Below are 26,135 nucleotides of genomic sequence, written 5' to 3' on the forward strand. Positions count from 1 at the left end.
GCTAATTATGACGGAGCATTGACTTAAATCAAGAGCTTAAAGGAACTGCTTAATCACAACATTTTTAAAGACCGCGATTCCGCCTTCTGAGAATAAGGTAATGCCTTGATCGTTTAATTCCGGGAAAATGAGACTGGAATGCACAATGATACCCTCATCAATAAAGACTTCGACGCTTGTTTTATCGACAAAAATTTTCAGATGAACCTTCTTCTGGCTGGCATCGAATGGAGACGTGCTTTCCAGATATTGTCCACTCGTGTCAGGATTTCCTGTATAAGTCCGATTGACATAGGTGTAACCGCCCTCTACAGAAACTCCGACATCTACATGACGGCTTTTATCGGTGGATTCCCGGAGTCTAAATCCCATATTGTTGAGCTCAGACCAGGACATATCGGCCTCAAGCTCATACGAGTTTCCTGTGAACGGAAGTGTTGTAGAGCCCTTTACTTGGATTTCTTTATAGGAGACGGTTGAATCCGCCGCCTTACTTAGGGCTTCAAGCGGTTGCGAAGCCAGATGATAAATGCCGTTGCCAGTCTGTTTAAGTTCAATTTGACGAACAATAGAGTCCATTCCGTTAAAGCCTTCGTGCAGCGTCGGAGTATTATGGGGATATTCCCAATTGTTCATCCAGGCTAAAGCGTAACGGTGAGCAGGAGGACCGCTGTTAGTCCCGTCTTCAAAGGTTACAGCACCATACCAATCAAAGCCATAATCCAGCCACTGTGGTTCCTGCCGATCAGGGACAAATGTCTTTCCGTCAAAAGCTCCTGTCCAGTAAGCGTAGGTGTTCGGCTTTCCTGATGATTTCCCATTGGCGCTGGCCCCAAGCACCCATTTAGAGGTCCCGTCTTCCGCAAGCATTACGTACAGATCGGGACATTCCACAAGCCCGATATTCTCCGTTACAAAACCGCTTGTATAGTGCCAGTCTTTTAAGTTGGGAGACTCGTAAAAACCTATTTTTGTGCCTTCTGCCAAAGTCATGATCCATTTGCGGGAATGCTCATTCCACATGATTTTCGGGTCTCTAAAATCAGCAGTTCCCGGATTCGGCAGAACAGGAGCGTTACTGTAAGCCTTAAATGATTTTCCCCGGTCGGTGCTATACCATAAATACTGCTCTTGTTCTCCCCCTTCGGCGGAGGGTTGTGTCACAATCGCGACCAGAGCGCCTTTTCCGAAACCTGAGGTGCCTGCCTCGTCCACAACAACCGAACCTGACCAGACATCGCCATTCGGATTACTATATTTGGGGATGGCGATGCCTTCGTCCTTCCAATACACCAGATCTGTGGATGTGGCATGCCGCCATTCCGTGCCATTCCCACTCGGATAATCACCGTTATACAAATAATAGTAATGGTAGGCTCCATCGTAATAAATGGGCCTTTGCGGGTCGTTTTTCCACTTGTCTGGCGTTGTGAAATGATAGCTGGCCCGTAAGGTTGACTCTGGATCAGAATCCTCGTCTTGCTTCAGCGGATTACTCTTTGCCCAATAATAACCCGCTAATCCCAGAGTGATCACAAAGCTTAAACCAATGATCCCTATAACGAGCTGTCGTGTAAACGTCCGCTTCTGGCTGCTCAAATGGATACCTCTTAGTTAACCGTTAATTGTCCTTGTTCCAGAACGCTGTCTTTAACTACCGAGGTCTTCGAGCCTTTAATGTTCAACAGGAAGCTTGGGGCGAAAGTGGACTGCTGGTCCTCATACAAACCTCTGTTAGTCATATAGCTTGTGATTACCACGTTATTTCCTTTTGCTTGCGGGATCGCGAAGTGAGAGTAAGTCCAGGTAACATCACTAGGATCAAGGTCCATATGCAGTACAAGCCCGCTTTTGTTCAACGGTTTGTAAGGACCGGTCAATGAATCTGCTACATAACCGAGCATGTATACATCATTAGCGCCGATTCCATCAATGGTCATTTTGGAGCCTCTGGAATCGGTGAACAAATACCATTTGTTATTCATTTCAAATATGTTCGCACGTTCAATTTCATCCGTTACGGTATTGGAGGCAATCAGCGGCTTCATCACTTTTTTGAGCGAGTAATCATCATTCAACTCAATAATACCCAGTGCGCCGTTCGCTAAGGTCGCAAGAGATTTCTTAGGACTGGACAACAATTTATTTTTTTCAGCTTCGAAGAAGGGTTTGTTGCCTCCATAATAAGTTCTGATGTCTAACGATTGTTCTCCCTGGTAACCTGTTTCCGTTCCGGTATTGGCTTCAAAAACAAGATATTTATGACCGTTATCTTCCACATAGTGAGGATCTCTTAACGTGTGGTTATCATCATAGTTACCTTCACCGAATGCTTGATCCACATTTTGATAGAACTTGCTGTCTCCGTCAAAGATTGATTTGAGATCTTCCACGCCATCCACTTTCAGCGTATCCGCATCAGGCTTGGACACATTCACTTGAGCAGTCGTCAAGGTTTGCTTGCCGAAAAAGTTATTCGCCGGATCCCAGCCTTGGCGGTTGGTATAGAACAAGCGGACTTTGCCTTCCTTGGTTAAGGTTGCGGAACCGGACCATTCTTCGGCTTGGTTATTTAGAATCGGATCGTTTGAAACGTATTTATCACTATTTTTAAATACTCTGCCGGCATTTTTCCAGCTATCAATCGAGGTGTCGCCTACTTTTTGATAGAACATGTATACGAAGGTGTCCCATCCTTTTTTAGGATCTCCCGCTAAAGCGAACACGATATGGTAGCCATTATATTCGGCAACGGTTCCGTCTGCGTTCTGAAGCGGCCAGCTGTCCCAAACATCCAGATCAAGAGCATTGCCAGACTCATCCACTGTATTTGCAGTAGGAATGTTTTTGATGGTGGAAGCATCAAACGAAGGGATTTGAAAATTCTCGCTTTTTTGTTGTTCCGGTATTTTCATCATGTCAGCGCGGGTAATGTGGGAAAAACCAAAGTCTTCATTGTAATTCTTGCTGTTATCGTCTTTGGCCAAAGCTGAAGCCCCGCCACCTGTAAGTAAAGCTGCTGTAAAGGTTACTGCTGTTGCTTGTCTTACCATCTTTTTGATATTCATTCTCCCGGTCTCCTTCTGATTTCGAATTTTTGTTGTTTTTAAACAGAAAAAAAGACCTAAAAATACCATTGGGGATACGTAAAACGCATCGATTCCCAAACGGATTTTTAGGTCTTGCCTGCTTAACAGTAACAATCCCGACATATTTTGTTGTCGCGTTAATTCTATAATTTTTTAACGGGAAATGGCTATAGACTGAAATCCCTATTTTTTTGAGGATGATACTAGGGGTATTCGATATCGTTTTGATATCAAGGGTCTAAAGTCCCGCGTTATTTCATTTCAATATATTACCATCCATCGACCGTGTACAGATCCGATCAATTTCCATGGCGATAAATACCAGCTGGCTGTCGATGAAAGTATACCCGTAATCTTCTTCAACCTGATCGCCAACCTCCTTGGCCTGCAAGTAGGCCCGGGTGTAGCGTTCTTTGGCAATTCGTACAATTTCAGGGTTCAACTCATTGAGAAGCTTGCCGGTTTTATCAGATTTCAGGATGTTTTCAAGCTGAGTCACCAGACGCTCGTAATTGGCGGAGCCTCGTTTGAGCGTAACACCGGCAGCCTGTTCCACACCTTCAGCAATATCACGGATCATTGCCGCCATTTCGGTATTTGTTCCGTGAGCTCCGGCGTTTTTCCAGGCAGTATGGATATGCATGGCGATATATCCGACCTCGTCCACGGGAATTTCGACCTGCAGTGTTTCATAGATAATGTTTTTGGCCTGTTGTCCAATCTGGAACTCTCTCGGATATAAAATGCGGATTTCATCCAGCAGCGTGTTCTGGATCATCGTTCCTTTAGCGATCCGCTCCAAAGCGAAGGAGAGGTGATCTGTCAGTGCAATGTGAATATGCTCATTAAACGTCACTTCCAGTTCACGTTCAGCATAAGAAATAATTTGTTCGGACGCGGCAATCTCTTCTTCAGGCAGTGTCCCCAGCATTTCCTGCAAATGGCCGTATTGATCCGGGTCATCCATAATGAACACTTTTTCAATAAGGGACGGATCTATAATATCGTTTTTCCCTTTCTGAAAAGCAATACCGGAACCCATGACAATCTTTTCCTCTCCAAGGTCGTTTACCACAACCGCGTTGTTGTTCAGAATTTTTTTGATTTTCATGTTATTCTCCTATGCTTGTTTGTTCCTTAAGAAGTCGCTTGTCAACCCCAAGAATCCAGGTGGCTGTAAAGGCTGTTATTGCTGATAGTAGAAAACCAATCAAATAATGGATAAGATTCAGCTGCCCGAGCTGGACGGTAAAGGCGATCATTGGAATCCCGGTTAAGCCGAACGAATCAGCTGCCACCTGATAATAAGCTACATAAGCCCCTCCGGCGGCACCTCCCAAAGCAGCGCCCAAGAAAGGGCGGCCAAGCTTCAGGTTGACGCCGAAGGTGACCGGTTCGGTGATGCCGAGAAAGGCGGTGATTGAAGCGGGTAGGGCTATTTTTTTCAATGCTTTGTCACGGGTTCTGGCATACACGGCCAGTCCGGCGGCAGCTTGGCCGATATTCGCCATAGACCAGATGGGAAGCAGGAAATTGACGCCGACGTCCGGATTGGTGATCAATCCGATTTCAATTGCCTGAATGCCATGATGCAGACCGCTCACGACAACAGAGCTATAGATTCCGCCAAGCAGCAGACCGAAAAACGAACTGCCGTATCTGAACACCACTTCCAGCAAGCTGCCAAGAGAGCTGCTCAGTTCGTAGGTGAGTGGACCGATGACCAGAATCGCAATGCTGCCCCCGGCGGCAAGGCTTAAAAAGGGGATCAGCATAACTGCAGTCGATGATGGAAGGATCCGGCGCAGCCACTTCTCAATTAGACTCATTAGCAATACCGCAAGAATCGTAGGAATTACGGCTCCTGGATACCCGAACTGCGGCGTTAATAATAAATTCTCAGAACTTATCGGTGCTCCTCCGAATCCGGTGACCTGCAATAGATCAGGACGGGTCATGACAACGCCGATTGCAGCGCCGAGCGCAGGGGTGCCTCCAAACCGCTTGGCCGTGTGATAACCAAACATCACAGCCAAAATCTGAAATGCTGAACCTGTCAGTAATGACAAGGTTCGGAACGGGACACTCTCCGGCTGCGCCCAGCCGAAGGCTTCCATCATACTAAGCAGGCCCAGCAGCAGGCCGACCCCGACAAAGAGTGGAATCATGGGCACGACGATATCGGAAAAAAAGCTTACCGCATCGACCATCTGTCTGAGCACACCTTTGACCAGGTTCTTTGACTTGGAAGGCGAACCATCGGTGCCGGTGGCCGGCATGGAGGGTTTCCGTTTCCGTACTTCAGACCAGAAAGGAAGTAGAGCCCGCTTGGACCCGGCAGTGCTGTCCGGGCTTATGGATTCAGAGGGTCCGGCAGACTGAACCTCTTCCTGCTGTGTTAGCTGGCCGTCTTGAAGGATGCGGACAACCTGGCGGTGCACCTTAAAGACGTTGGCTGATCCCAGTATAATTTGCAGCTGTTCGGCTCGAAAGAACACGCCCTGAACCTCCTGCATGCCGGAAAGGCCGGCTTCGTCCACTAGGGAACTGTCCCGCAGTCTAAGGCGAAGCCGGGTTGTGCAGTGGATGGCTTCTAATACATTGCCGGATCCTCCGGACAGCCTAATCAGATGTACAGCCAATTCCCTTGCCGAACCGCGGATCTCCTTCGCAGTCTCTCCAGCCTGTTCCGGACGGATATTCCCTTGCGTCATTACTGTGCCTCCCAACCATTTTGCTCAGCGGCTATCTCAGGAATCTAATTGTGACAATGATCGATTCTAAAATCAATGGTCAGGAATTACCACCTTATCAAGAAAAAACAGGTATTCCGCCTTAGTTTGAAACTTAGTTAGCCGAAAAACGGTTACCGGATACACCTTCAGCAGCATCGTTAGCGAAATGGCTTCGCTAAGTGATCCCATTCGCAATGCTTGTGCACAGTTGTATCAGCAAATACAGGATATTTATTTGAATAAGTTAGCTGCAGATGGATTTTCAAAAGATAAGGCGTATTCAATAGCGCTCATGCTGGCAGCCTCTATTGAAGGCGCAATGCTTCTCTGCTTAACACAACAAGCAACTGAACCACTTCGAGTGATTTCTCAAGTGTTACCAACTATTTTAAAGGGGTTTTAATAAGTGAGTAAAGAAATTAAAAAAGGGCCGATAATGGCTGCTCTTTTAGTAGCGGGCTTTGTTGGACTTTTTAGTGAAACGGCATTAAATATTGCCTTGGGAGATTTAAGCAAATTATTTAATGTGGATGCCACGACGATCCAATGGTTAGCCACAGGGTATTTTTTAACACTAGGGATTTTAGTGCCGGTAACAGGGATCTTGATGCAGAAATTCACCACGCGTCAAATGGTCCGACACTGGGTCCAACTTTAGCTGGACTTATTCTAGATACCTTATCTTGGCATTGGATTTTCTGGGTTACGATACCTTTCTTGCTGTTTTCCCTTATTTTCGGTTTGATCTATTTACGGAATGTGAATGAGATACGTAAGGTTTCAATTGATGCATTCTCTGTAATTCTTTCGACGATCGGATTTGGCGGTATTGTATACGGAGTAAGTGTTGCTGGAGATATCGGGTGGACAAGTACAACGGTTATAGGGGCCATCATCATTGGTTTTATAGCACTGTTTGGTTTTGTTGTTCGTCAGACGAAAATGGAAAATCCTATGCTAAATTTAAAAGCATTTCAATATCCGCTCTTCGTGCTTGGCATCATTATGAGTTTCATAACCTTCTTCAATATGCTGTCATTGCTTGTGATTCTACCGATGTATATGCAAATCGCTTTAGTCATCGCTGCATTTACAACAGGTCTTATTCTTCTCCCAGGCAGCCTGCTTAACTGTGTATTAGCGCCTACCATTGGCCGTATGTTTGACAAATATAGTCCGAAAGCGGTTATTGCACCTGGTACCATTTTAGTAGGGATTGGTTATGCGTTCTATTCACAATTTGGTACGGACACGGCTTTATGGATGATTGCGGTAACTCATATTATCATGATGTTAGGAATCGGTATGGTACTGGCTTCGGTACAAACCAATACCTTAAATGCTCTTCCGAAACAGTACTATCCGGATGGAATTGCTCTAACTCAAACCGTTCAGCAAGTTGCTGGCGCTATTGGTATTGCAATAATGGTATCGATATTATCAGCCAAACAGAATAGTTACTTGGCAACAGTTAGAGATGATCTGACAGAAGCTACAGCAGCCGGATCATCACTGGTGTTTAAAATCGGTTTGTTGTTAGCAGTGATTAACGTCGTATTGTCTTTATTCATCAAAAAGCCCCAAGTATCTAAAGACAACATCTAAAAGTCATTTTATGCTGAGAGAATTAGCCTTGCTGTTTTCAAGTGATGTAACTATAATTTTTTTTGGAACGAAAAAACACAGTCTGGTTGGTAGTCCAGGCACTAGGATGACTCTATATTTCAAGAGCGCCGTGTCAGTAGCCTTCCCCCCTCGGGATGTCCATCGTTTCCGATTTAAATGAGGGGGTTTCATTTTGAAGCTTACGGTTTATCACGATGGGCAGTATTGGGTAGGTGTTGTGGAGCAGGAAGACCAAGGGAAATTGAAGGCAGCCAGGTACATTTTTGGAAGAGAGCCTAAGGACGAGGAAATTCTCCATTTTGTCCGTGAGGAAATGTGGAGGCTGCTCGGTGGCCTCTCACAAGAAGTTGCCGTAAAGTTGTCTGATACGAAGAAGGTCAATCCGAAGCGGCTGGCAAGGCAGGCAGCGTATGAATTAAGCAAGAATGGGGTCTCCACCCATGCTCAAAAGGCTATGAATTTGGAGTATGAGAAGAACAAAAGGGAGAAACAGACTTGTTCTAATCAGCAACGGGAAGCCATGAAGGCCCGGATAAGGGAATTGAAGGAGAAAAAAGCGAAGGAAAAACATCGCGGACATTAATTTAACCTGCTTACGCACAAAGGGCATTAGTATCGGCAGCCTCGCAGGCCTATGAAGCGGAAGCAGCAGTACTTTCAGGCGGGGCGGCCGCCGCATCCGACCATACCGGTTATACGTCCGTAAACCCGCCTGCAAAACTCCAACAACATCATCAATGCCGGAACCTACGGCGTATATGTTAGAAGCTCCGCCAGCGGCAGCTCGGTCTTCAATAACAATACGGTTACCGGAGCACCTTCGGGCAAGTTCCTGAATACTTCCACAAGCTTTACTGTTTCAGAAACAGGGAATAACTGGTAAGCAGTTGAGTCGATGAAAAGGTAGAACAGAAGAGACCATCCTTTGCCGAGGAAGGTCTCTTCTGCTTGTTGACAGATATCCAGCATCTGGATACGATAGACTGAAATACAGCAATTCGAAAAGAGGCTTATGTATGTCACGAGGTTTTCGTTTCATCAAGTTGAGATAAGAAGACGCCTATCAATTTTTTGAATCCTGCAGCCAAGGATTTATTTGATTTGCCGTTTTTCAATGAACTGGTGAGATGGAGGCCTTTTTATGCCCGGATTTAGCGGCAGGGGACAGCTTTGCCTTGTTATATGCAGATGCCCAAGCACCGGACGGCGGATTTTGCCTGTCTGTGGTTTGGGCTGTTTGGTTTGCCCTTATACCTCCGTCTCATCTGATTTCTAATTCTATGGAGGTACACTCGTATGAGAACGAAAGATTCTTATACCCATCCAATGCTTGAAATCGCAGCTAGTCGTTACAGTATGAGCAGCGGCCAGCTCCGTTATCTTGGGGGCAGCCAGAATATGGTTTCGGTGTTTTCCGCAATTACGACGGGGATGAATTCTTCAGCAGCTTAAATAATCAGTGGCTTAAGGACTGGATCGCGGAGAGTAAACAGAGGTTTGAACAATCCATTCCCATTGTGGACATTTGGAACAGAGGAGAGAATACGAAATGAAATTGAACAACAAAAAACTTATTATTATTGATGGCATGCCGGGTTCCGGGAAAACGACCTGCGCGACGATGCTCTCGGATCAATTGTCCGCGTGGAATGTAACCAACCGGTGTATTCTGGAGCTTGAAGACAACCATCCTTTGTTCATACAGGGCTACAAATTCAGCTCCTTTGAGGATGAGGCACAGGCAGATCTATTCATAGAAGGGCTGCAAGCCCTGTTCAGGGCTTTTGTTCAGGATAGGCTGGCCAGTACGCAGGATATCACGATTATTGAAAGTGTATTGTTTCAGGATGCCATTAACTGCGCGTATCATATGGGCATGAATCATGATAAATTGCTCAATTTCTCGTTGGCACTGCAGGAGATATTATCACCACTGGAACCGCTGCTCATCTACTTTTACCAAGTGAATGTTGAAGGGCAATGGCGGTTTATTTGCAGTGTGCGCGGGAACGAATGGGGGCCGGTGGCTCTGCATACGGATGATGATTTTAAGGAAGCCGCTGAGTTGTGGGGCGGGAGTCAGGCGTTTGTAAGAGCAATTGTTGATTCTTGGGCCATACCGAAATTAATTATTGAGAATCAGGATTATTTATGGGATGAATATGCTGACCGCATTAATCAATTTATAAGGGATAACCTTTAGTTAGCAATAGTATTCGAAACCACTCCGCCAAAGGAGTGGTTTTTCGATTACAGCCTGCTCTCATCAAACTCTAATCTGCCTGCAAAGTCTTTCTCATGGATTGTGTTGTACCCTAAGGTCGATCAATCACAAGAATCGGAGGAATGACTATGAAAGGTTCAATATTGAAGCGTTTAATGAAGTGTCTACTGGCCGTGCTATCCCTGGTGATGGTGCTGATTTATACGGGCCGGGGCGGCCCAGGGCTCATCTTTGCACGGCAGCTGTCCGAAGCGGATTTCAAGACCACGCCGCTTGTGCGGGCAAAGGCTACGGCAGCGGGATTTTCTTTTGACAAAGGCATGACAAGCATCTCCTTAGCGAAAAACATCCAATCGGTTGCCATCAAGAACCGAAATGGCTCAATTGAAATTAAGCAGGGCAGCGGGAGCACTATTGAAATTCATACAACGGTGGTTGTGGATCAAGCGGGTGAGAAGGAGGCGTCGGCTGTTGCGGAGAAGACTGAGCTTCGGGTAAAGGAGGGGAAGGTTCTGGATATTGAGGCCTACAGTGAACGTTATGGCAGAAGCCATCATAAGGAGGCAAGTATTCATCTGACCGTTACACTGCCCAAGAAATTGGCAGCTGATCTGCAGGCGAATGTGAGCAACGGCAACATCAGCTTATCAAAGGTTCTCAGCGTCGGCAGAGTTAAGCTCTCGTCAGCGAACGGCAACGTTGATGCCAAAGGCATCGGCAATAATATTTCCCTGCGGAGCGACAATGGCACCATTCATGTGTCTGATGCGAAGCAGGCTGTTCAGGCCACCGTGATGAACGGGGATATTGTGGCTAATCAGATCGCCGGACCGCTCGGCATGGAAACCATGAACGGCAACCTGTCCTCCAAAGAAGCCAGCTCCACGATCGAAGCCGTATCATCCACCGGGAACATCCGCATTGAAAGTCGAAAGGTTGGCGGTAACTGGGAAGTTTCCTCAAATGTAGGAAATGTGTACCTGGCTTGGCCGGGGAGCGCGGAGGTGGAGGTCGACGGGAAGACGGCCCTTGGCGAGCCGCAGACTGATTTTCCGCTGGCGGTAAAAAACAATCACGTGACCGGAACCATTGGCAAAGGGACTTATCGTATAGAAGCATCCTCCATGGCCGGGTTATCCTTAATGAAAACCAGATAAGCAAGTGGAGAGGTGAGGGCAGGAGTGAAGGAGCGCGTCTTAATCATCGAAGATGAAATGGCAATGGTACGGCTGCTGGAATTGGAACTCTCGTATGAGGGCTATGAGACTACGATTGCAAGTGATGGGCCTGATGGGGTGGATAAAGCCCTGAGTGAGAGCTTTGACTTTATTCTGCTTGATCTGAATTTACCCGGAATCAATGGCATAGAAGTATGCAAAAGAATCCGTGCAGCAAAGCAAACGCCGATTATTATGATCACGGCGAGGGATACCGTAAGTGACCGGGTCCGCGGGCTGGATACCGGTGCGGATGATTATGTGCCGAAGCCATTCGCCATCGAGGAGCTTCTCGCCCGCATGCGTTCGGTACAGCGCAGACTTCAGACCAAGGAGACCGGGGACATGCTTAGCGCCAAAGATTTGACGTTAAGTGTAGCCTCACATCGCGTAAGCCGCGCGGGTCGGGACATTGAATTGTCGCAGCGCGAATTTGAGCTGCTCCACTGTCTGCTGCTCCACAAGAACCGGCTGATGCATCGCGAGGCGCTGCTGAATCTGGTATGGGGTTATTCCTACGAAGGTGAGACGAATGTCGTGGATGTCTATATCCGGTATGTGCGTATGAAAGTGGATGAAGGCTTTGGAGAAAAGCTGATCCATACCGTCCGCGGAAGCGGCTATATCTTAAGGGATTGAGGTGGCGGACTTGAAGACATGGACGTTCTCCCGTAAAGTCAGCGCATCCATTGCGCTGGCGTCTCTTATGGTGGCAATCGTGCTCAGCGGCTTCGTATATATCATGTTCAGTCAGTGGACAGAAGGTCAGGAAGTCAATTTGCTGGAGGCCAAGCTCAGGCAGTTTGAGCTTCAGATTGGGGAGGTTTCCTTCTTGCCTTCACTGCTTAAGCCGGGAATTGGAAAAGGCAGCGGAGCCGCAGCGGTGCTTAAACCGGATTTGTCGTCTTTTGCGGCTGACTTGGATAAAGGGCAGCGGCTCCAAATGCTGGATTCGAAGGAAAGGGTATTGGCGGAGGCGGGGATAGGGGGAGTAGACAAAGCCGTCAGATACAAGGCTGAAAGTGACATGGCTTTACCCGCATACGGGTCTGTTAAGCTGCGGCTTACAGACAGCGGGTATTCAAGGACAGCGACAGCGGTGCGGGAAGTTGGCAGAATTCTGCTGTTTGGCTTATTAATCGCAGCAGGAATAGCAGTTGTGGCCGGATGGATTGTAGCCCGATCAGCCTTGAAGCCGATCCGCAGCATGATCGGGGAGGTTCAGAGCATCGGAGCCAATAATTTATCCCGGCGGCTGCAGCTGCCTGCCGCGAGGGATGAGCTCTATGAACTGGGAGCAACCTTCAATGGGCTCTTGCATAAGCTTAGTGTCTCCTTTGACCAGCAGCGGCGCTTTGTCGCCGATGCCTCGCATGAGCTTAAGACACCGCTCGCCATCATCGAGGGGCATACGCATATGATGCAGCGGTGGGGGAAGAAATCGCCGGATGTGCTGGAAGAGTCGCTCGCTTTCATGATGGATGAAACCAGAAGGATGAAGGAGCTGATCGCCCAGCTGCTGCTGCTTGCCGAAACGGAAGAACCTCTGCCGGACGTTGCCGGTGATGGAGGCTGCGATCTTAAGGCAACCTTGAATGAGCTGCTTCCCCAGACCGTACATGTGAATTCTGAAGTGAAGCTGTGTTATGAAGAGGAGCGCAGCGGGGAAGCGCTGCTGATCCGGATGCCTGCAAGCGCAAGCTATCAGGTGCTGCGCAATATTGTAGAGAATGCGCTGAAGTATACGCCAGAAGGCGGTACGGTAAGTCTTGAGCATTTCATAGAAAATGGACAAGTGATTGTGTCAGTCTCGGATACGGGAATGGGGATTTCCTCCCAGCAGCTGCCACATATCTTCGACCGCTTCTACCGCACGGAGGGATCGCGGAACCGGACTCAGGGAGGTTCCGGGCTTGGCCTTGCCATTGCCAAAGCCATTATGGAGCGGTATGGGGGTTCCATTGTAATCGAGAGTACGCCGGGGCAGGGGACGAAAGTGACGCTGCGGTTTGTCCAAGGGTAAATGTTGATGATTTTTGTTCAGGATTTGAGTACAGACCTCAAGGAGCCTTCTCAGGATGAGAGGGCTCCTGCCTTCATATGGCGGTATGTCTTAACTATGCCGGCTTTGATTGAATCTTATTTTCCTCCAAAAACTGCCTTATTTCTTCTTGAGATTCAGATGGAAGTAATCCACGTATCACATTATCCTTTGTATGTATCTCCAGCAACAAACGATTTGTGACCGTATTCAATTTGCCGAATTCGTAATAGCTGATAAATTCCCAGGGGATCACGTTCCCCTCTTGGGAGATACCGTATTCTCCGATGTACATAAGTACTCGGTCATGGTTGGCGACAACCGGAAGAACCAGCATAAAAACATAGGAGAACCAGTGATCCTCGATCACATGGCTGACCTTGAACATGTACAACAGCCACAGAACCACAATTGTACTCACGTATAGCAGAGTGACCACAAGCAATAATTTATGTGGATTAAGTCTGGCTGGATCATAGACGCGAATTTGCCCGGCTGCCGACCGGTTAGCCTTGTATTGTCTATAGGCATAGTAGAGAAACCACGGGATGATTACACAATAAGTCAAATTTAGCACCATTATAAATATGGACTGAATCGTCATACTACCGCCCCGTTCTTCGGAATCCTGTCTGTTTAAGCTCTGAATTTCCCCATCCAGTCCGTGGCCCAGTCGACCAGAGGTCTTTGCGCTAGCAGCCGGATTTCGGCATTGCCGATGTGATGAATCTTGAGATTGATTTCCTGCTCATATTCATTCCCTAACGTGACAAAATCACTGTCATCCACCGCCTGGGTCGAATAAGTGAGCCACTCCCGCTTGCCGTCCACCAGAACTGCGCTGCTCTCGTCTACCATGTGCTTACCGGGGAAATCAGCCCGGGCTTCGGCCAGATGCAGGGAAGTATTCCTGTCGTGGCCGACGCCAACCAAGAGGACATAACCATTTAGCTGATAAATTTTGTCCAGTGGAGATCCGGCACCAAAAATATTGCTCAAATCATGGTCCGCCGTAATATAGGCTGCATGTCTGCCTACTGCTGCTATGGAGCGGGCGGGGTGATCCGATCTTTGGGCTCCCGGCCATTTGCGGAGCATTTCAGCCGCGGCACCCATGCCGATGGCCGGAGTAACCTCTTTATCATAGGCGGGCCAATGCTCCCGTATCACGGGCCACCATTCTGCCGGTTCCTGCCAGTGGACGCCTGTTGAAGGATCGAGGTTTTTCCAGGTTTGCGAAGGCATGACCAAAGTGCCGTCCTCCCCCACTATCTCCAGCAGCGCCCGGATTAAGGTTTCCGCACCTCCTACGACAAAACCCAGCTTGCTTAGCGAGGCATGAACAAACAGGGTTTGCCCTGCCGCCACTCCGCAGCCTTTAAACTGATGGATCAGGTCTTCCTTCGTTAAAATGGCTCTTGTTTCCTGCAGCTCAGTCATAGATAATTCCACCTTTATACAAAAATAACCCCGCATAAGCTGCGGGGTTGTCTCCGGATGCTTCCGGAAAACAGTGCCCTTGAATTAAAAAATTTACTAAATTATACCACGGAAATGCCAGCTGAGAATAGCGAATTACACTGTACTAACTCATGGGCGGAACAAGTTACAGGTAAAGAAGTGGGAAGTAGAGATTTGAGTAAAATGCAAGTTATGTTTACTTACATCCGAAAATATTTTCTAGTTAAATGTCATTTAATATAACATTAAGTTATTGACAACTCTATCTTTTTATCTATAATGATGTATAAGCAATAGGCGGTGACGTAGTTACCAATGTTCCTGTAATATTTTATAACATTATTATTAGCTATGAAGGAGTGATCGCCATGATCGCTTCCGCCGGACAATGGAAACAGGATATTTTACGGATCTACAATGAAATCAATAAGAGGATGTTCAACGCCGGTGTTAAGCAGCAGAAGGTTGATTTTGTAGGAAACAAGATTATCATTTTATCCATCAACAGCCGCGTGCCTGTACTGAAGGTGCTGGATACCCATGATGCTTCGGCCAGCAGGGAAATTAATCTGGTGCTGCATGAGGTATTCAAGCGTCAGATCAAGCAGGCTTTTATGGATGAATTTCAATTGAATATCAAAGCCGTTCTTAAAGATTATGATGTGGAGACCGAATATTCCGGTACGATCATAATTTTGGAGAAGGATTTGGAGCATTACCTGAACGTTACGCTGGAACTCTGAATGTGGGAGAGCCGGCCTGCCGTCAGTTTTCAGACAATAGCCCTGGGGCTGTGTCTAAAACTGGCGGCTTTTTGTTTATCCATTGAATTTCTGCATATGATCACAAAATTCTGAGGGGGATGAAGCGATGAAGGCCAAGATTGAAATTTCAGGGGTAAGCAAGTGGTTCCGCCGTGACGGCAAAGAGATTATCGCCATGCAGGAAACGAATCTATCCATTGAAGAAGGAAGATTTGTCAGTATTATCGGTCCCAGCGGCTGCGGCAAATCTACTCTGTTCAACATTATTGCCGGACTGATGCCTCCATCAACCGGCCGTGTCCTGGCAGACGGTGAAGATATTATCGGGAAGACCGGACATGTCGGCTACATGCTGCAGAAGGATATGCTGCTGCCCTGGAGGACCATTCTGGACAACATTATTCTCGGGATGGAAATCCGCGGAGTGCCGCGCAAAGAGGCGGTAGCCAGAGCCCAACCTTTGATGGACCGTTACGGGCTGAAAGGCTTCGGCAGCCATCATCCTGCAGAGCTGTCGGGAGGCATGCGGCAGCGGGCAGCGCTGCTCCGCACGCTTCTGTATGACAGGGACATTATTTTACTGGACGAGCCTTTCGGCGCGCTGGATGCCCAGACCAGGCTGACGATGCAGAACTGGCTGCTGGAAATTTGGGAGGACTTCAGAAAGACGGTATTATTCGTCACTCATGATATTGACGAGGCGATCTACCTGTCCGACGACATCTATGTATTCTCCGGCCGCCCGGGCAGAATTATTTCCAAGATTTCTGTGGACATGCCGCGTCCGAGACATAAAGAGGATACCGTATCGGCTTCTTTTATGGAGCTTAAAGCTCATCTGCTGGACCTGCTGTCCGGCGGCGGAAGCGAAGAGCCGGCTGCACATATCTCGTAAGTATGCTGCTTCCGAAGCGAGTTTTGTACAAAGAATACCAAGGAAGACTAACCTCACAAAACTTAAAGCATATGCTTCCGAAGTGAGTTTTGTACGAAGAATATCGATGAAGACTAACCACACAAAACTTTTAGGGGGAAACAGGATGGAAAGTGTGCAGAAGAAAGGGTATGTCATTCACAAGCTGGAGGCGTCCGGGAACAGCGCGGTGAAGCCGGACAAAAGGCAGGCGGAGCCGTTCATTCAGGACGAGGAGGCGGTGAAGCGCCGGACCGGCAGGATTATCAGCATCGGGCGTCTCTCGGTAGCGCTGCTGGTTGTACTCTGCTGGGAGCTATTTACACGGATCGGCTGGATGGATTCCTACTATTGGAGCAGCCCGCTCCGCATCCTTAGCACGACCTGGACACAGATTACGGAGGGCACTTTGCTTGAGGATATTGCCTACACCTCAAGTTCCACCATTCTGGGGTTTATCGGTGGAACCCTGCTGGGCTCGCTGCTCGGTCTTTCCTTCTGGTGGTCGAAGAGGTTTGCCGGGATCAGCGAACCGTTCCTCATTCTGCTGAACGCAATGCCGAAGCTGGCGCTGGCCCCTGTGCTGGTGATTCTGCTGGGCATCGGGTTTTTCTCCAAGGTAGCGCTGGCTTTTGCCATGACGGTGGTGGTTGCGGCCTTGTCGGCACACAGCGGGGTGCAGAGTGTGGACAAGGATATGGAGAAGCTGATGTACTCGCTGGGCGCGAAACGCCATCAGGTCTTTACAAAAGTGGTCATTCCCTGGGCGATGCCCTGGATGATCAGCAGTCTGCGGATTAATATTGCACTTTCGCTGGCTGGAGCCATTGTAGGCGAATTTATTGCTTCCAGTCACGGGATTGGCCGGATGGTCATTTATGCCGGGACGATTCTTGATATCAACCTTGTTTGGGTGGGGGTAGTGGTCTTGTCGGTGTTGTCGATGGTCATGTATGCAGGAGTGGTGCTGCTGGAGAAGTGGCTGTCCAAAGGGTACGGAATGAAGAAGGCGTAAGGCGGATTGTTCTATTTCATAAGATAAAGGGGAGAAACAAATCATGAAGTTGAAAAAAGTAAAGCTGTCCGCCGTCCTGCTGCTGGTCTCTTCCATAATTCTGCTTGCGGGCTGTAGTAATAAGGAAAGCGCCGAAGCCGCAGCCGGCAAGGAAGGTCTAAAGAAGCTTGTGATTGCCGAACCTCTGCATTATACAGGTTATCTGCCGCTGTATGTGGCGCAGCGCGAAGGGTATTTTGCGGAAGAAGGGCTTGAGGTTGAAATGCTGCAGGCTACCGGCGGCACGCATGTGACTTCGGTGGTCAGCGGGGATGCCTGGGGCGTTATCGGCGGTCCGGAATCCAATGCGCTGGCGAATACCGGCAATTCGGACCCGATTATTTCGGTAAGCAATGTCGTCAACCGTGCCAATGTGTATTTGATGGCGAAGAAAGGGACGGCTCCGGCAGGAAGCTCCGATGAAGAGCTAAAGGCCTTTCTTCAGGACAAAAAAATCAACGCCGGACGGCATGGCGGAACGCCGAACCTGCTGACCCAGTATTTGCTGCTGGAGCTGGGGCTTGATCCGCAGAAGGATGTACGTCTGCTGGAACCGGCGGACGGCTCAACCGTTGTGGCTATGGTTCAGCAGGGTGCGGCGGACATTGCGAACGGTGCCGAGCCGCAGATCAGCGACGGAATGGATAAAGGCGTGTGGGACGAGCCATTTTATAAATTCCATGATATGGGCGATTATGCGTATTCCGTATTGAGCGTGAAGAAATCTACCCTTGAGAAGGACCCGGAAACGGTGCAGAAGGCGGTGAACGCCGTGGTCAAAGCCTTAAAGGCTATCCAGGAGGACAAGACGATGGCGATGAAAGTGCTGAAGGCCGAATTCCCGACCCTTTCGGATACGGCGGCGCAGGCGGCACTTGACCGCGCTTATGAAGACCAGCTCTGGAGTCCGGACGGAATCATCTCGGAGGAAGCGCTGGACAAGGATATGAATGTAATGATCAAGACCGGGATTTATAAAGGCGAATATACGTATGACGGGCTTGTCGATATGCAGTTTGTAAAGAAGTCCGCAGAGAAGTAAGCGCCGCATGGCCTTCAAAAACTAAAGAGGTGACGATGATGGAGTTGACAGCAGATTTGATTATGCCGGATCGGACGGCTTTGGTCATAGTAGATGTGCAGAATGATTACTGCCACCCGGATGGTGCGCTTGTCGCAGGCGGAAACGATGTGGCTGGTGTAAAGGCGATGATGCCGCGGCTGCATTCGCTGATTGATGCGGCCAGAGCGCACGGGGTTCCCGTTATTTTTATCCAGACCTTTCATGAAAAAGCGACCGACTCTCCTGTGTGGGTTTCGCGTTCCGGGCGGGGTTCGCTCGGAGTCTGCCGCAAGGGGAGCTGGGGGGCCGGGTTTTATGAGGTGGCTCCGCTCCCTGAGGAGATTGTGGTCAACAAACACCGGTACAGCGCGTTTATTAATACCCGACTCGATTCTGTGCTGCGCTCGCTGCGGATCGAGACGCTTATCATGACAGGGGTAAGCACCAATGTATGCGTGGAATCGACGGCACGGGACGGTTTTATGCTGGATTATCATATCGTGCTGGCGGAGGACGCCTGTGCCTCCTATTCCCGGGCGGCGCATGAGATGACGCTGGAGAACATGAAGGGCTATTTCGGGGTAGTCGCTTCAGTCGCGGAAGTCGAGGAGAACTGGAACATCTGGCATCAATCTGCGCTGCAAAACGCGCTATGAGTTTCTCAGCCACGACTTCTAAGCGGGTTGTAAACCCTTCAGCTGTTAAGATTGTCATCTGTCTCGGGGCGTTCCTGTCCAATCTTTCCGCCGGGATGTTCAATATCGCCCTGGTCGACATTTCGGCGGATCTGCGGATACCGGTAGCCTCTGCCCAGTGGGTGGTCAGTATTTATCTGCTGGTCATCTCCGTCCTGCTGCCCGTGATGGGCCGGCTGGGAGATAGGCTTGGCCGGCGGAAGGTGCATAACTTCGGTCTGTTCGCTTTTGCGGCGGGCGCACTGGGCTGCGCACTCGCTCCGAATGCGATAATGCTGCTGGGCTTCAGGGTGATTCAAGGCGTGGGTGCTTCCATGTACCAGGCAACAAATATGGCACTTATTGTCTCTGTATTTCCCGCAGAGCAGCGGGGCCGGGCACTTGGGCTAATGAGTACCTTTGTGGCCGCAGGCTCCATGGCCGGGCCGGGGCTGGGAGGTTTCCTGATCCAGTGGTTCTCCTGGGAGAGCAACTTCTGGCTGCTTGCTGCAGTGGCAGGGGGTGTAGGGCTGCTTGCTGAGCGGCTGATCCCGCAGGATACCGAAACGGCTGGAGGGCGGCTCGATCTTGGCGGAGCCGTATGGTTTGCGGCCTGCCTATCCTCGCTGATGATTGCCCTCGATCTCGGCGGCCGCTCGTCCTTCCTGTCTCTGCCGGTGCTGCTGCTGTTCGCAGCTTCAGCCGTTACGGCCGCAGGCTTTGCGGCACATGCGCGCTCCTCCCGCAAGGGGAACACAGATGAAGCCGCGGCGACTACTCAATCCCGCCGGTCTGCTGATAGCGGCTTTGGACTATTCGCTGACCGGAACTTTGCCGCCGGAATTGTCATTACGGTCATCACATACATGGCGGCATTCGCCGCACAGCTGGCTTTGCCTTCGCTGCTGCGGCTGTCCGGTGCAGAGCCTGCGCTGGTCGGCTTAATCATGATCGGGTACCCTCTCGCGCTTGTGGTGACAGCTCCTATAAGCGGGGGCTTCGCGGACCGCAAAGGTCCGCTCGGCATCCTCACGGCCGGGCTGCTGCTCATGAGCGTGACGCTGCTGGCGCTTGGTTTCGCTGCCCCTGCGCTTGGAGCCGGGGCGATGATTCTGCCGGTGGTACTGCTCGGCTGTTCGATGGGAATGGTGACTTCGCCCAATACCAGCATCGTCATGGGGCTGGCGAAGAAATCCCAGCTTGGCCGGGTCAGCAGCGTGCTGGCGCTGTCACGCAATATCGGAATGATGTTCGGAACAGCAGCGGGCGGTCTGGTTATTGGCGGCGGCACTTCCGGATCGGGAGGAGGAATGTACATGGCTGTGTTTCTGGTCTGTGCAGCGGGAGTGGGTATTTCCTGTATCTGGCTGCTATATTCCCTTCGCCGCAGCAATAAGGACAAGGGAGTGGAGCAGCTGCCTTGGTCGCCGCGCTGAAACCTGCCGTGTCTCCAAATATAATTGCCGGCTTAGCCTATCCGCTCAAAATCAGCCGGTTATGCCTTAACCCATGAACCTTCGCCTTGGCAGGCGGAGGTTTTTGGCCTGGAATCAGCGCAGCCAAGCTCAGTTCTATTCCGCTCCGGATCATTCCATGCATTGCCAGGGAGTGGACTGTATGTTAGAATTAAATTACCAAGATTATGAAAAAGGTTCCTATAATCAAATGAAAAGGTGAAATGCTATGAGCGATAATGCGATCAAAATTGGTGTCTCCAACAAAGACGGTCAACTCGGTTTCTTGTCTGGAAGAGGCGGTCTCCGGGAGGGAGCAGGCAGGAAAGGTATCGGGTGCACCAAAAAGGTATCCCTGACATTGCCGGAGGAGCTGTGGAACAAGCTTGAAGCAGATTGTACAGCTACAGCATTATCCCGCTCGGAAATGATCCGGAATATCATTACTGCTTATTATTCATAATCATTCACTACAAGGGACAGGTGAGGGCAATGCTGGTCAATGTGACAAAGGAATCACTGCTTCATGCTCTGCAGCATGTCCTTAAGGCTGTTGTTGCGAATAGCCCAAATCCAATTCTGTCAGGAATACATATTCAGGCTTATGAGAAGGCTCTGGTGTTCACGGCAAGCAATACAAGTATGACCATCCAGTACAGGGTTCCCGAGGATAAGGACTCGATGAATGTGCAAAGAACCGGCGGAATTGTGGTGCCGGCCCGTTATTTAAGTGAGATCATCCGCAGGCTTCATGCCGGGTGGATAGCTTTTGAGAGCGAAGAACCTTTTATCCTAAGCATCACTTCAGGCGATTCGCATGTCCGGTTATGCGGTTTGGACCCTGCGGAATTCCCGCCTGTACACTCCCCTTCCACTGATGCTGAGCCTGCCTGCAAGTTTCAAATCCAAAATGACGTATTGCGATCGGCGATAAGACAGGTGTGCGTGGCTGCCTCCACATCCGATTCCAGACCGGTACTGACGGGAGTTTCTTTTGAATTTACCGGGGAAAATCTCAGCCTGATGGCAACGGACGGAATCCGTTTTGCTTCCCGCACGCTGCATACCGGGTATAACATAAACAACGGAACGAATGTTATTGTGCCTGCTAAAAATATAAATGAAATCGTAAAGATGCTTAGCGACGACAAAGCCGCAACGGAAATTGCAGTGAGCCGACATCAAATCAGCTTCACGGCAAATGAGCTGCATGTACAGTCCGTCCTCATTGAGGGGGTCTTCCCCTCAGCCGTAAAAAATGTGATTCCACAATCCTGCAAATCTGAACTGCTCATTGGCCCCTATGGTTTCCTGCAAGCAGTTGAAAGGGTGTCCGTACTGGCAGGCGGAAACATCATTCGGCTTACAGCGGCTTCCGGCAAGCTGGTTTTATTATCCGGTACGTCGGACATAGGAGAGGTCCGGGACGAAATTAACCTGGAAGCCATGGAGGGGGATGACTTCACCATCGCGCTGAACGGCAGATTTTTGCTGGATATCCTGCGCTGCCTGGATAGCGGGTCCCTCAGAGTAAGATACACAGGGAAGGAAAGCCCGGTGGTCATCCTGACTACAGACCCGCTTTCGCCCGCGCTATTCCTGATCACTCCTGTAAGGACCCATGATTGAGCCGCGTGCATAAACTTCATATCGCTGGCACCTTGACCTTGAAGTATACTTCAGGGTTTATGCTTTATCCGCAATCATTGCTGTTCTTCAGCTTATGGTGAATGTCTGGTATCCGGTGGACCCGGAAGAGGCTGAGGGGAAGGTGAAGGAGCATTATCCTTCCGAGCTCGGAGAAGCTATCAGTCTGGTATTTGGCCTGCCCAAGCAGCTGTTCAGTCATGTGACCGAAATTCCTACACATGTCGTCGATGGAGCGAAGCTGTCCGCAGCCGAGGCGAGCTATCCGGTTTTACTGTTCTCGCCGGGCATTCGTTCCACCCGGTTTCAGAGCATGACGGCCATCGAGGAACTGGTCAGCCACGGCTATATTGTAGTAGGGATGGATCATCCCTATACATCGGCTAAGGTCACATTCCCGGATGGACATTCGGTCTTCTATGAACCTGATCCCGAGTTTGATACCTCTGCAGAGCTTTATGAGTATAATGTCACAGGAGTAGGTATTCGCGCAGCCGATGCCAGCTTTGTACTCGACACGCTTACGGAATGGAATGCGCAGGATCCGAACGGTTTGTTTCAGGGCAGACTGGATCTGGACCGGACCGGAATATTCGGCCATTCCTATGGCGGGGCGACAACTGCGGAGGCGCTGGCACAGGACAAGCGGTTCAAGGCAGGCGTAAGTCTGGAAGGCGGATTCTGGGGGGAGGTTGCCTATACCGGATTGCAGCAGCCGTTTATGTACATGATGTCCGGAGGCACCGCTCAAAGTCTCGATCCGGTGCAAAATATTGATATTACGAGATCTTATGTGAGAGCCTTCTTCGATCAATATTTAAACAACAAACCGCAATCTCTTCTGGACGGGCCATCAGCCGATTCCCCCGAAGTGAAGTTTGATCAAGAGTATACCCGCAAGAGAATGTAATCAGCAGATAAAACTGAGAAGGCAGGGGGGAGCAGTCATGGAGGGCATGACACGCGGAGAGCTGGCGAAATTATCCGGGGTAAGCATGGCAACCATTCGCTATTACGAGGATAGTGGCATCCTGCCTGTCCCCGGGCGGGTAGCAAATGGTTACCGGATTTATACGGAGGATTATCTGGTGAAGATCAAGTTCATCAGGGATGCCAAATCCCTGGGGTATTCGCTGAAAGAAATCCGTGAAGTGCTGGGAATGCTCGGTCAAAAGATGGATGCCGAGACGCTGAAGGGACGGGTCCGCAATAAAATACTGGAAATCGATGAAAGAATTGCTGCAATGCGCTCCATTCAAAGCATGCTTGCAGGCCTGCTTGAGACGCCTCAGGAGGATATCCACAATTATTTGCAGTCGTTCCGCATTCACGATAAGGAATAGTTATTTGGACAGCAGCTCGTCAATCGTCACCGGGAACAATGCTTTCACAATCTCAAGTACGGCTTTGGCATAGTCCTGTATTTCCTTCTGGGCGTCATGCTCCAGCCGCTGATTCAGGAAATGCGCTACGGATTGCAGCGAAGCCGTCCAATACCAGCGGACATAGAGTCCATAGGCAGGCAGAAACAGCCTTGCCTGTTCCGCGCAGATTCCGTCTGCCAGCGCAGCCTCATATTTCTGAATCCCCAAATCCACATAGTTCATGAGCTCCCGGGTATATTTCTCTCCAAGCTCCCAGGCTACGATATCGCCGCTGCCTTGTTTGGAGTTCGCGGGTGCGCTTCGCCATTGCCCGGCGGCAGGGGTATAAAAAGCGGGTTCTTCCGTAATATACCTGCGGCTTGATTCATTCCAGGCCTCCAGGCTGTCACCGGTTCCTTCATAATGGGCCGAGCCGATGACGTATTTCCACCACTGTCTGGCGACCATAAGCGGAGCATAGATTTCATATTGGATCACGGCATGGCGGAAGGGGGAAGTATGTCCTTCTCTGGCCAGAAATTGAATGAGCCGCAGATCTTTTTCTGTGAGTGCATCCGACTGTTTGGCATAGGATACCCGCGCCGCATTAACAACGGTGAGATCGGAACCCATATGATTCACCAGCCGGACATAACCTTTATCGAGAACATCAATATTCAAGAGCAATTACCTCCAATTTTTTTCTCTTATTCTTATTCCTCTGTGCAGGTGGCATTTCCTGCAAACAAGGCACCCTTAGGGTGTCTTTTGTGTTGCGTTCGTCCGTTACCACTTAATCTGAAATCACTAAAGATACATTCTCCATTGATTTGAAGTCCAAGTTGCTGGTATGGTGAGAATGAGTATGTAAATATTTGGAGTGCGAGGATACTCTTCATAGCGCATGAATCAGGGAGTGGTTCTGGAGGATGTACAAAATAGTGTTTTTTGACGTGGATGGCACGCTCTTAAGTGAAGTTGACGGATGTATGCCGTCCAGCACCAAAGAAGCGCTTGGAACGCTGGCTGCGAAAGGAATAAAGGTCGTGGTCGCTACAGGAAGGCCGTACAGTCTGTGCGAAGAGTTCAGAGGGCTTGGTGTGGATACCATTATTTCCGCGAACGGAGCACTTGTCCAAAGCAATGGGGAAGTGATTCATAAGTCGCTGCTGAAGAGTGAGACGGTCCGCGAGCTCTCGGTATTTGCCGGAAATAATGGACATGGCTTATCTTATTTCACCGATTTGCTCACGATGAACGGCCTCGGGTTCGAAGATGACCGGATGAAGAGGGCGCTCCAGGAGACTTTAAGTCTTACGGAATATCCTGAAACTATGGGTTCGTTGTCCGAAGAAATATATTGCATGTGCCTATATGCGGATGAACATGAAGCCCAAAAATACATAGAGCAGTTCCCGAGGCTCCGGTTTGTCCGGTTCCACGGTTATGTGATGAATGTGTTGGAAGAAACAGAGGTCTCCAAATCAACGGCGATCCGCAAGGTGTTGGAGCACTTCGGGTTATCTCCTGCCGAGGCTGTCGCCTTTGGAGACGGGGGAAACGATATCGATATGCTGGAATATGTAGGCTTAGGAATTGCCATGGGCAATGGAGGAGAGCAGCTCAAGCAGAAAGCAGACTTCGTCACTAAAAAGGCGAGTGAAGGAGGGATTGCTTACGCTCTGCAAAAGTATGGTGTCATTTAAATAGGGTCCATTTAGGGGAGAGATGATGGTGCGGATTAGACCAATGGCAGTAGCTTTCTTATTTAATGATAAACAGGAGGTGCTGCTTCTGCAAAAGCGGTCTGGCAGATAGCACCTTAATTGAAAGTGAAGAAGGCCGGCTCTTGTGGGTGGATCGCAGTGCAATTGCCGATCAGCATGTAACCGCCTCAACGCAAGAAGTGATGCGGCATTACCTGGAGACAGGGATTCATAACAACCATGTTTATGTAGGCTCGTTGCACTCCTTCCATGGAGAACCTGCGATGGGCTGGAATGTGCTGGAGGACTGGGAGGGAAATAATTTATGAATGATATCGTTTCGATTCTAGGTGTTCCATTTTCCAAGCTGACGCTTGAGGAAACTACGCTTCGGTTAGCCGAGCAAGTTCAGAATAAACAGGACAGGCTCTTTCATCTAATAACGGCCAATCCGGAGATTACGTTAGCCAGTCAGACCGATGAACTGCTTCAGGAAATCATCAGCTCGGCGGACTTAATCGTGCCTGACGGGATCGGCATCGTACTGGCTGCCAGAAGAAAAGGCGAGCCGATCCCCGAGCGGGTAACAGGCTATGACCTGCTGCTCAGGATGCTGGAGAAGGGCAATGAGCTGGGCTGGAGCTTTTATTTCCTGGGAACCGATGAAATCACCAGCAGACAGGCCGTAGAGAAGATTAACGCCTCCTATCCGCAGGTGAAGATTGCCGGCAGGCATCATGGATTTTTTAATGCAGCAGAGGAGCAGGGGATACTTGCAGACATTCAGCGCAGCAAGCCGGATGTTCTCATTCTTGCCATGGGCGCACCGTATTCGGATAAATGGCTGTATAAGCATAAGCAGGAGCTGACTGGCGTTAAGCTTGTTTTTGGAGTTGGCGGCAGCCTGGACGTAATCTCGGGAAAAGTGAAGCCGGCACCGGTGATCTGGAAGAAGCTTAACCTGGAATGGGCGCACCGGTTGTTGTTCGCTCCCGTTGCCAAAGGACAGAAATCCCGCTGGCGCAGGCAGTCCGCGTTGCCCAAATTTGTGTACCGGACAATGCTCAGAAAGTGACGGGGATTCGTAACGATAACAGATTGTG

The 26,135-nt window shown here is 49.6% G+C and carries 26 protein-coding genes and 2 pseudogenes; 21 read left to right on the plus strand and 7 right to left on the minus strand.

Annotated elements, in window-relative coordinates:
• Window positions 1-36 precede the first annotated feature (36 nt).
• The 4 genes from H70357_RS04625 to H70357_RS04640 all read right to left on the minus strand — a co-directional run bounded on the left by H70357_RS04625 (window position 37) and on the right by H70357_RS04640 (window position 5,803).
• The gene (locus tag H70357_RS04625) at window positions 37-1,488 is read right to left on the minus strand and encodes a glycoside hydrolase family 32 protein (protein WP_231578452.1); all 1,452 of its coding nucleotides are present in this window, start codon (window positions 1,486-1,488) and stop codon (window positions 37-39) included.
• A gap of 122 nt (window positions 1,489-1,610) precedes the next feature.
• A complete protein-coding gene (locus tag H70357_RS04630; protein WP_038586300.1) occupies window positions 1,611-3,068 on the minus strand; it encodes a glycoside hydrolase family 68 protein in 1,458 nt (485 codons plus the stop codon).
• A 277-nt stretch (window positions 3,069-3,345) separates the two neighbouring features.
• The gene (locus H70357_RS04635) at window positions 3,346-4,200 is read right to left on the minus strand and encodes a PRD domain-containing protein (RefSeq protein WP_038586301.1); all 855 of its coding nucleotides are present in this window, start codon (window positions 4,198-4,200) and stop codon (window positions 3,346-3,348) included.
• A 1-nt stretch (window position 4,201) separates the two neighbouring features.
• A complete protein-coding gene (locus tag H70357_RS04640; RefSeq protein ID WP_052091819.1) occupies window positions 4,202-5,803 on the minus strand; it encodes a PTS transporter subunit EIIC in 1,602 nt (533 codons plus the stop codon).
• A 151-nt stretch (window positions 5,804-5,954) separates the two neighbouring features.
• Here H70357_RS04640 and H70357_RS04645 point away from each other — a divergent pair.
• From H70357_RS04645 to H70357_RS04680, 8 genes and pseudogenes are all read left to right on the plus strand, one after another.
• A pseudogene (locus tag H70357_RS04645) lies at window positions 5,955-6,227 on the plus strand (LmrA/YxaF family transcription factor); the annotation flags it as partial.
• A gap of 33 nt (window positions 6,228-6,260) precedes the next feature.
• Window positions 6,261-7,429, plus strand: a pseudogene (locus H70357_RS04650) (MFS transporter).
• Between the two features lie 193 nt (window positions 7,430-7,622).
• Window positions 7,623-8,033 (plus strand): YjdF family protein, encoded by a 411-nt coding sequence (locus H70357_RS04655; protein ID WP_038586304.1) that lies wholly within the window; start codon window positions 7,623-7,625, stop codon window positions 8,031-8,033.
• Window positions 8,034-8,746: 713 nt separating this feature from the next.
• Entirely contained in the window at window positions 8,747-8,902 is a 156-nt protein-coding gene (locus tag H70357_RS35660) for a hypothetical protein (RefSeq protein ID WP_156130812.1), read from the plus strand.
• A 97-nt stretch (window positions 8,903-8,999) separates the two neighbouring features.
• A complete protein-coding gene (locus tag H70357_RS04665; RefSeq protein ID WP_038586310.1) occupies window positions 9,000-9,653 on the plus strand; it encodes a P-loop NTPase family protein in 654 nt (217 codons plus the stop codon).
• A 149-nt stretch (window positions 9,654-9,802) separates the two neighbouring features.
• Window positions 9,803-10,831 carry a DUF4097 family beta strand repeat-containing protein gene (locus tag H70357_RS04670; RefSeq protein WP_038586312.1) on the plus strand — a complete coding sequence of 343 codons (1,029 nt, stop codon included), beginning with the start codon at window positions 9,803-9,805 and terminating at the stop codon, window positions 10,829-10,831.
• A 24-nt stretch (window positions 10,832-10,855) separates the two neighbouring features.
• Window positions 10,856-11,530, plus strand: a complete 675-nt coding sequence (locus tag H70357_RS04675; protein WP_081965689.1) for a response regulator transcription factor — start codon at window positions 10,856-10,858, stop codon at window positions 11,528-11,530.
• A 10-nt stretch (window positions 11,531-11,540) separates the two neighbouring features.
• A complete protein-coding gene (locus H70357_RS04680; protein WP_038586315.1) occupies window positions 11,541-12,914 on the plus strand; it encodes a sensor histidine kinase in 1,374 nt (457 codons plus the stop codon).
• 94 nt (window positions 12,915-13,008) lie between these two features.
• Here H70357_RS04680 and H70357_RS04685 read toward each other — a convergent pair whose 3' ends face one another.
• Window positions 13,009-13,536 (minus strand): DUF5673 domain-containing protein, encoded by a 528-nt coding sequence (locus H70357_RS04685; RefSeq protein ID WP_038586318.1) that lies wholly within the window; start codon window positions 13,534-13,536, stop codon window positions 13,009-13,011.
• Window positions 13,537-13,568: 32 nt separating this feature from the next.
• A complete protein-coding gene (locus H70357_RS04690) occupies window positions 13,569-14,372 on the minus strand; it encodes an AAC(3) family N-acetyltransferase (protein ID WP_038586320.1) in 804 nt (267 codons plus the stop codon).
• A 389-nt stretch (window positions 14,373-14,761) separates the two neighbouring features.
• On the opposite strand from H70357_RS04690, the gene H70357_RS04695 reads away from it, so the two are divergent.
• The 10 genes from H70357_RS04695 (at window position 14,762) to H70357_RS04740 (ending at window position 23,305) form a co-directional block, all read left to right on the plus strand.
• Window positions 14,762-15,136, plus strand: coding sequence for a Na-translocating system protein MpsC family protein (locus tag H70357_RS04695; protein ID WP_179091728.1), 375 nt, complete (start codon window positions 14,762-14,764; stop codon window positions 15,134-15,136).
• 127 nt (window positions 15,137-15,263) lie between these two features.
• Window positions 15,264-16,052, plus strand: a complete 789-nt coding sequence (locus H70357_RS04700; RefSeq protein WP_038586322.1) for an ABC transporter ATP-binding protein — start codon at window positions 15,264-15,266, stop codon at window positions 16,050-16,052.
• A 145-nt stretch (window positions 16,053-16,197) separates the two neighbouring features.
• Window positions 16,198-17,085 (plus strand): ABC transporter permease, encoded by an 888-nt coding sequence (locus H70357_RS04705; RefSeq protein ID WP_038586324.1) that lies wholly within the window; start codon window positions 16,198-16,200, stop codon window positions 17,083-17,085.
• A 43-nt stretch (window positions 17,086-17,128) separates the two neighbouring features.
• Window positions 17,129-18,166 carry an ABC transporter substrate-binding protein gene (locus tag H70357_RS04710; RefSeq protein ID WP_038586327.1) on the plus strand — a complete coding sequence of 346 codons (1,038 nt, stop codon included), beginning with the start codon at window positions 17,129-17,131 and terminating at the stop codon, window positions 18,164-18,166.
• A gap of 38 nt (window positions 18,167-18,204) precedes the next feature.
• Window positions 18,205-18,843: a cysteine hydrolase family protein gene (locus tag H70357_RS04715; protein WP_052091821.1), complete on the plus strand. Its 639-nt coding sequence runs from the start codon at window positions 18,205-18,207 to the stop codon at window positions 18,841-18,843.
• The gene (locus tag H70357_RS04720; protein WP_038586330.1) at window positions 18,840-20,297 is read left to right on the plus strand and encodes an MFS transporter; all 1,458 of its coding nucleotides are present in this window, start codon (window positions 18,840-18,842) and stop codon (window positions 20,295-20,297) included. The genes H70357_RS04715 and H70357_RS04720 overlap by 4 nt, the downstream gene beginning before the upstream one ends.
• Before the next feature lie 247 nt (window positions 20,298-20,544).
• A complete protein-coding gene (locus H70357_RS04725) occupies window positions 20,545-20,778 on the plus strand; it encodes a ribbon-helix-helix domain-containing protein (protein WP_038586333.1) in 234 nt (77 codons plus the stop codon).
• Between the two features lie 29 nt (window positions 20,779-20,807).
• Entirely contained in the window at window positions 20,808-21,944 is a 1,137-nt protein-coding gene (gene dnaN / locus H70357_RS04730) for a DNA polymerase III subunit beta (RefSeq protein WP_038586336.1), read from the plus strand.
• A gap of 94 nt (window positions 21,945-22,038) precedes the next feature.
• Window positions 22,039-22,872: an alpha/beta hydrolase family protein gene (locus H70357_RS04735; protein WP_231578376.1), complete on the plus strand. Its 834-nt coding sequence runs from the start codon at window positions 22,039-22,041 to the stop codon at window positions 22,870-22,872.
• Between the two features lie 37 nt (window positions 22,873-22,909).
• Window positions 22,910-23,305 carry a MerR family transcriptional regulator gene (locus H70357_RS04740; RefSeq protein ID WP_038586339.1) on the plus strand — a complete coding sequence of 132 codons (396 nt, stop codon included), beginning with the start codon at window positions 22,910-22,912 and terminating at the stop codon, window positions 23,303-23,305.
• Here the strand turns inward: H70357_RS04740 and thyX are convergent, their stop codons facing one another.
• The gene (gene thyX, locus H70357_RS04745; protein ID WP_038586341.1) at window positions 23,306-24,013 is read right to left on the minus strand and encodes an FAD-dependent thymidylate synthase; all 708 of its coding nucleotides are present in this window, start codon (window positions 24,011-24,013) and stop codon (window positions 23,306-23,308) included.
• 242 nt (window positions 24,014-24,255) lie between these two features.
• Between thyX and H70357_RS04750 the strand changes: the two genes are divergently transcribed.
• From H70357_RS04750 to H70357_RS04760, 3 genes are all read left to right on the plus strand, one after another.
• Window positions 24,256-25,032: a Cof-type HAD-IIB family hydrolase gene (locus H70357_RS04750; RefSeq protein WP_038586345.1), complete on the plus strand. Its 777-nt coding sequence runs from the start codon at window positions 24,256-24,258 to the stop codon at window positions 25,030-25,032.
• Window positions 25,033-25,175: 143 nt separating this feature from the next.
• Complete coding sequence (locus H70357_RS04755) at window positions 25,176-25,361, plus strand: hypothetical protein (protein ID WP_038586347.1); 186 nt, start codon at window positions 25,176-25,178, stop codon at window positions 25,359-25,361.
• Complete coding sequence (locus H70357_RS04760; RefSeq protein ID WP_038586350.1) at window positions 25,358-26,107, plus strand: WecB/TagA/CpsF family glycosyltransferase; 750 nt, start codon at window positions 25,358-25,360, stop codon at window positions 26,105-26,107. The genes H70357_RS04755 and H70357_RS04760 overlap by 4 nt, the downstream gene beginning before the upstream one ends.
• The last annotated feature ends 28 nt before the right edge of the window (window positions 26,108-26,135 follow it).

The organism is Paenibacillus sp. FSL H7-0357 (genome assembly GCF_000758525.1).
In the GTDB taxonomy this organism is placed as follows: domain Bacteria; phylum Bacillota; class Bacilli; order Paenibacillales; family Paenibacillaceae; genus Paenibacillus_AQ.

Excerpts from the sequence above, each read along its gene's own strand:
- H70357_RS04700 (WP_038586322.1), top strand. The coding sequence starts at position 15,264 with ATGAAGGCCAAGATTGAAATTTCAGGGGTAAGCAAGTGGTTCCGCCGT.
- H70357_RS04750 (WP_038586345.1), top strand. The coding sequence starts at position 24,256 with ATGTACAAAATAGTGTTTTTTGACGTGGATGGCACGCTCTTAAGTGAA.
- H70357_RS04670 (WP_038586312.1), top strand. The coding sequence starts at position 9,803 with ATGAAAGGTTCAATATTGAAGCGTTTAATGAAGTGTCTACTGGCCGTG.
- H70357_RS04685 (WP_038586318.1), bottom strand. The coding sequence starts at position 13,536 with ATGACGATTCAGTCCATATTTATAATGGTGCTAAATTTGACTTATTGT.
- H70357_RS04705 (WP_038586324.1), top strand. The coding sequence starts at position 16,198 with ATGGAAAGTGTGCAGAAGAAAGGGTATGTCATTCACAAGCTGGAGGCG.
- H70357_RS04735 (WP_231578376.1), top strand. The coding sequence starts at position 22,039 with ATGGTGAATGTCTGGTATCCGGTGGACCCGGAAGAGGCTGAGGGGAAG.
- H70357_RS04760 (WP_038586350.1), top strand. The coding sequence starts at position 25,358 with ATGAATGATATCGTTTCGATTCTAGGTGTTCCATTTTCCAAGCTGACG.
- H70357_RS04635 (WP_038586301.1), bottom strand. The coding sequence starts at position 4,200 with ATGAAAATCAAAAAAATTCTGAACAACAACGCGGTTGTGGTAAACGAC.
- H70357_RS04640 (WP_052091819.1), bottom strand. The coding sequence starts at position 5,803 with ATGACGCAAGGGAATATCCGTCCGGAACAGGCTGGAGAGACTGCGAAG.
- H70357_RS04630 (WP_038586300.1), bottom strand. The coding sequence starts at position 3,068 with ATGAATATCAAAAAGATGGTAAGACAAGCAACAGCAGTAACCTTTACA.
- H70357_RS04715 (WP_052091821.1), top strand. The coding sequence starts at position 18,205 with ATGGAGTTGACAGCAGATTTGATTATGCCGGATCGGACGGCTTTGGTC.
- dnaN (WP_038586336.1), top strand. The coding sequence starts at position 20,808 with ATGCTGGTCAATGTGACAAAGGAATCACTGCTTCATGCTCTGCAGCAT.
- H70357_RS04695 (WP_179091728.1), top strand. The coding sequence starts at position 14,762 with ATGATCGCTTCCGCCGGACAATGGAAACAGGATATTTTACGGATCTAC.
- H70357_RS04690 (WP_038586320.1), bottom strand. The coding sequence starts at position 14,372 with ATGACTGAGCTGCAGGAAACAAGAGCCATTTTAACGAAGGAAGACCTG.
- H70357_RS04740 (WP_038586339.1), top strand. The coding sequence starts at position 22,910 with ATGGAGGGCATGACACGCGGAGAGCTGGCGAAATTATCCGGGGTAAGC.
- H70357_RS04665 (WP_038586310.1), top strand. The coding sequence starts at position 9,000 with ATGAAATTGAACAACAAAAAACTTATTATTATTGATGGCATGCCGGGT.
- H70357_RS04720 (WP_038586330.1), top strand. The coding sequence starts at position 18,840 with ATGAGTTTCTCAGCCACGACTTCTAAGCGGGTTGTAAACCCTTCAGCT.
- H70357_RS04710 (WP_038586327.1), top strand. The coding sequence starts at position 17,129 with ATGAAGTTGAAAAAAGTAAAGCTGTCCGCCGTCCTGCTGCTGGTCTCT.
- H70357_RS35660 (WP_156130812.1), top strand. The coding sequence starts at position 8,747 with ATGAGAACGAAAGATTCTTATACCCATCCAATGCTTGAAATCGCAGCT.
- H70357_RS04725 (WP_038586333.1), top strand. The coding sequence starts at position 20,545 with ATGAGCGATAATGCGATCAAAATTGGTGTCTCCAACAAAGACGGTCAA.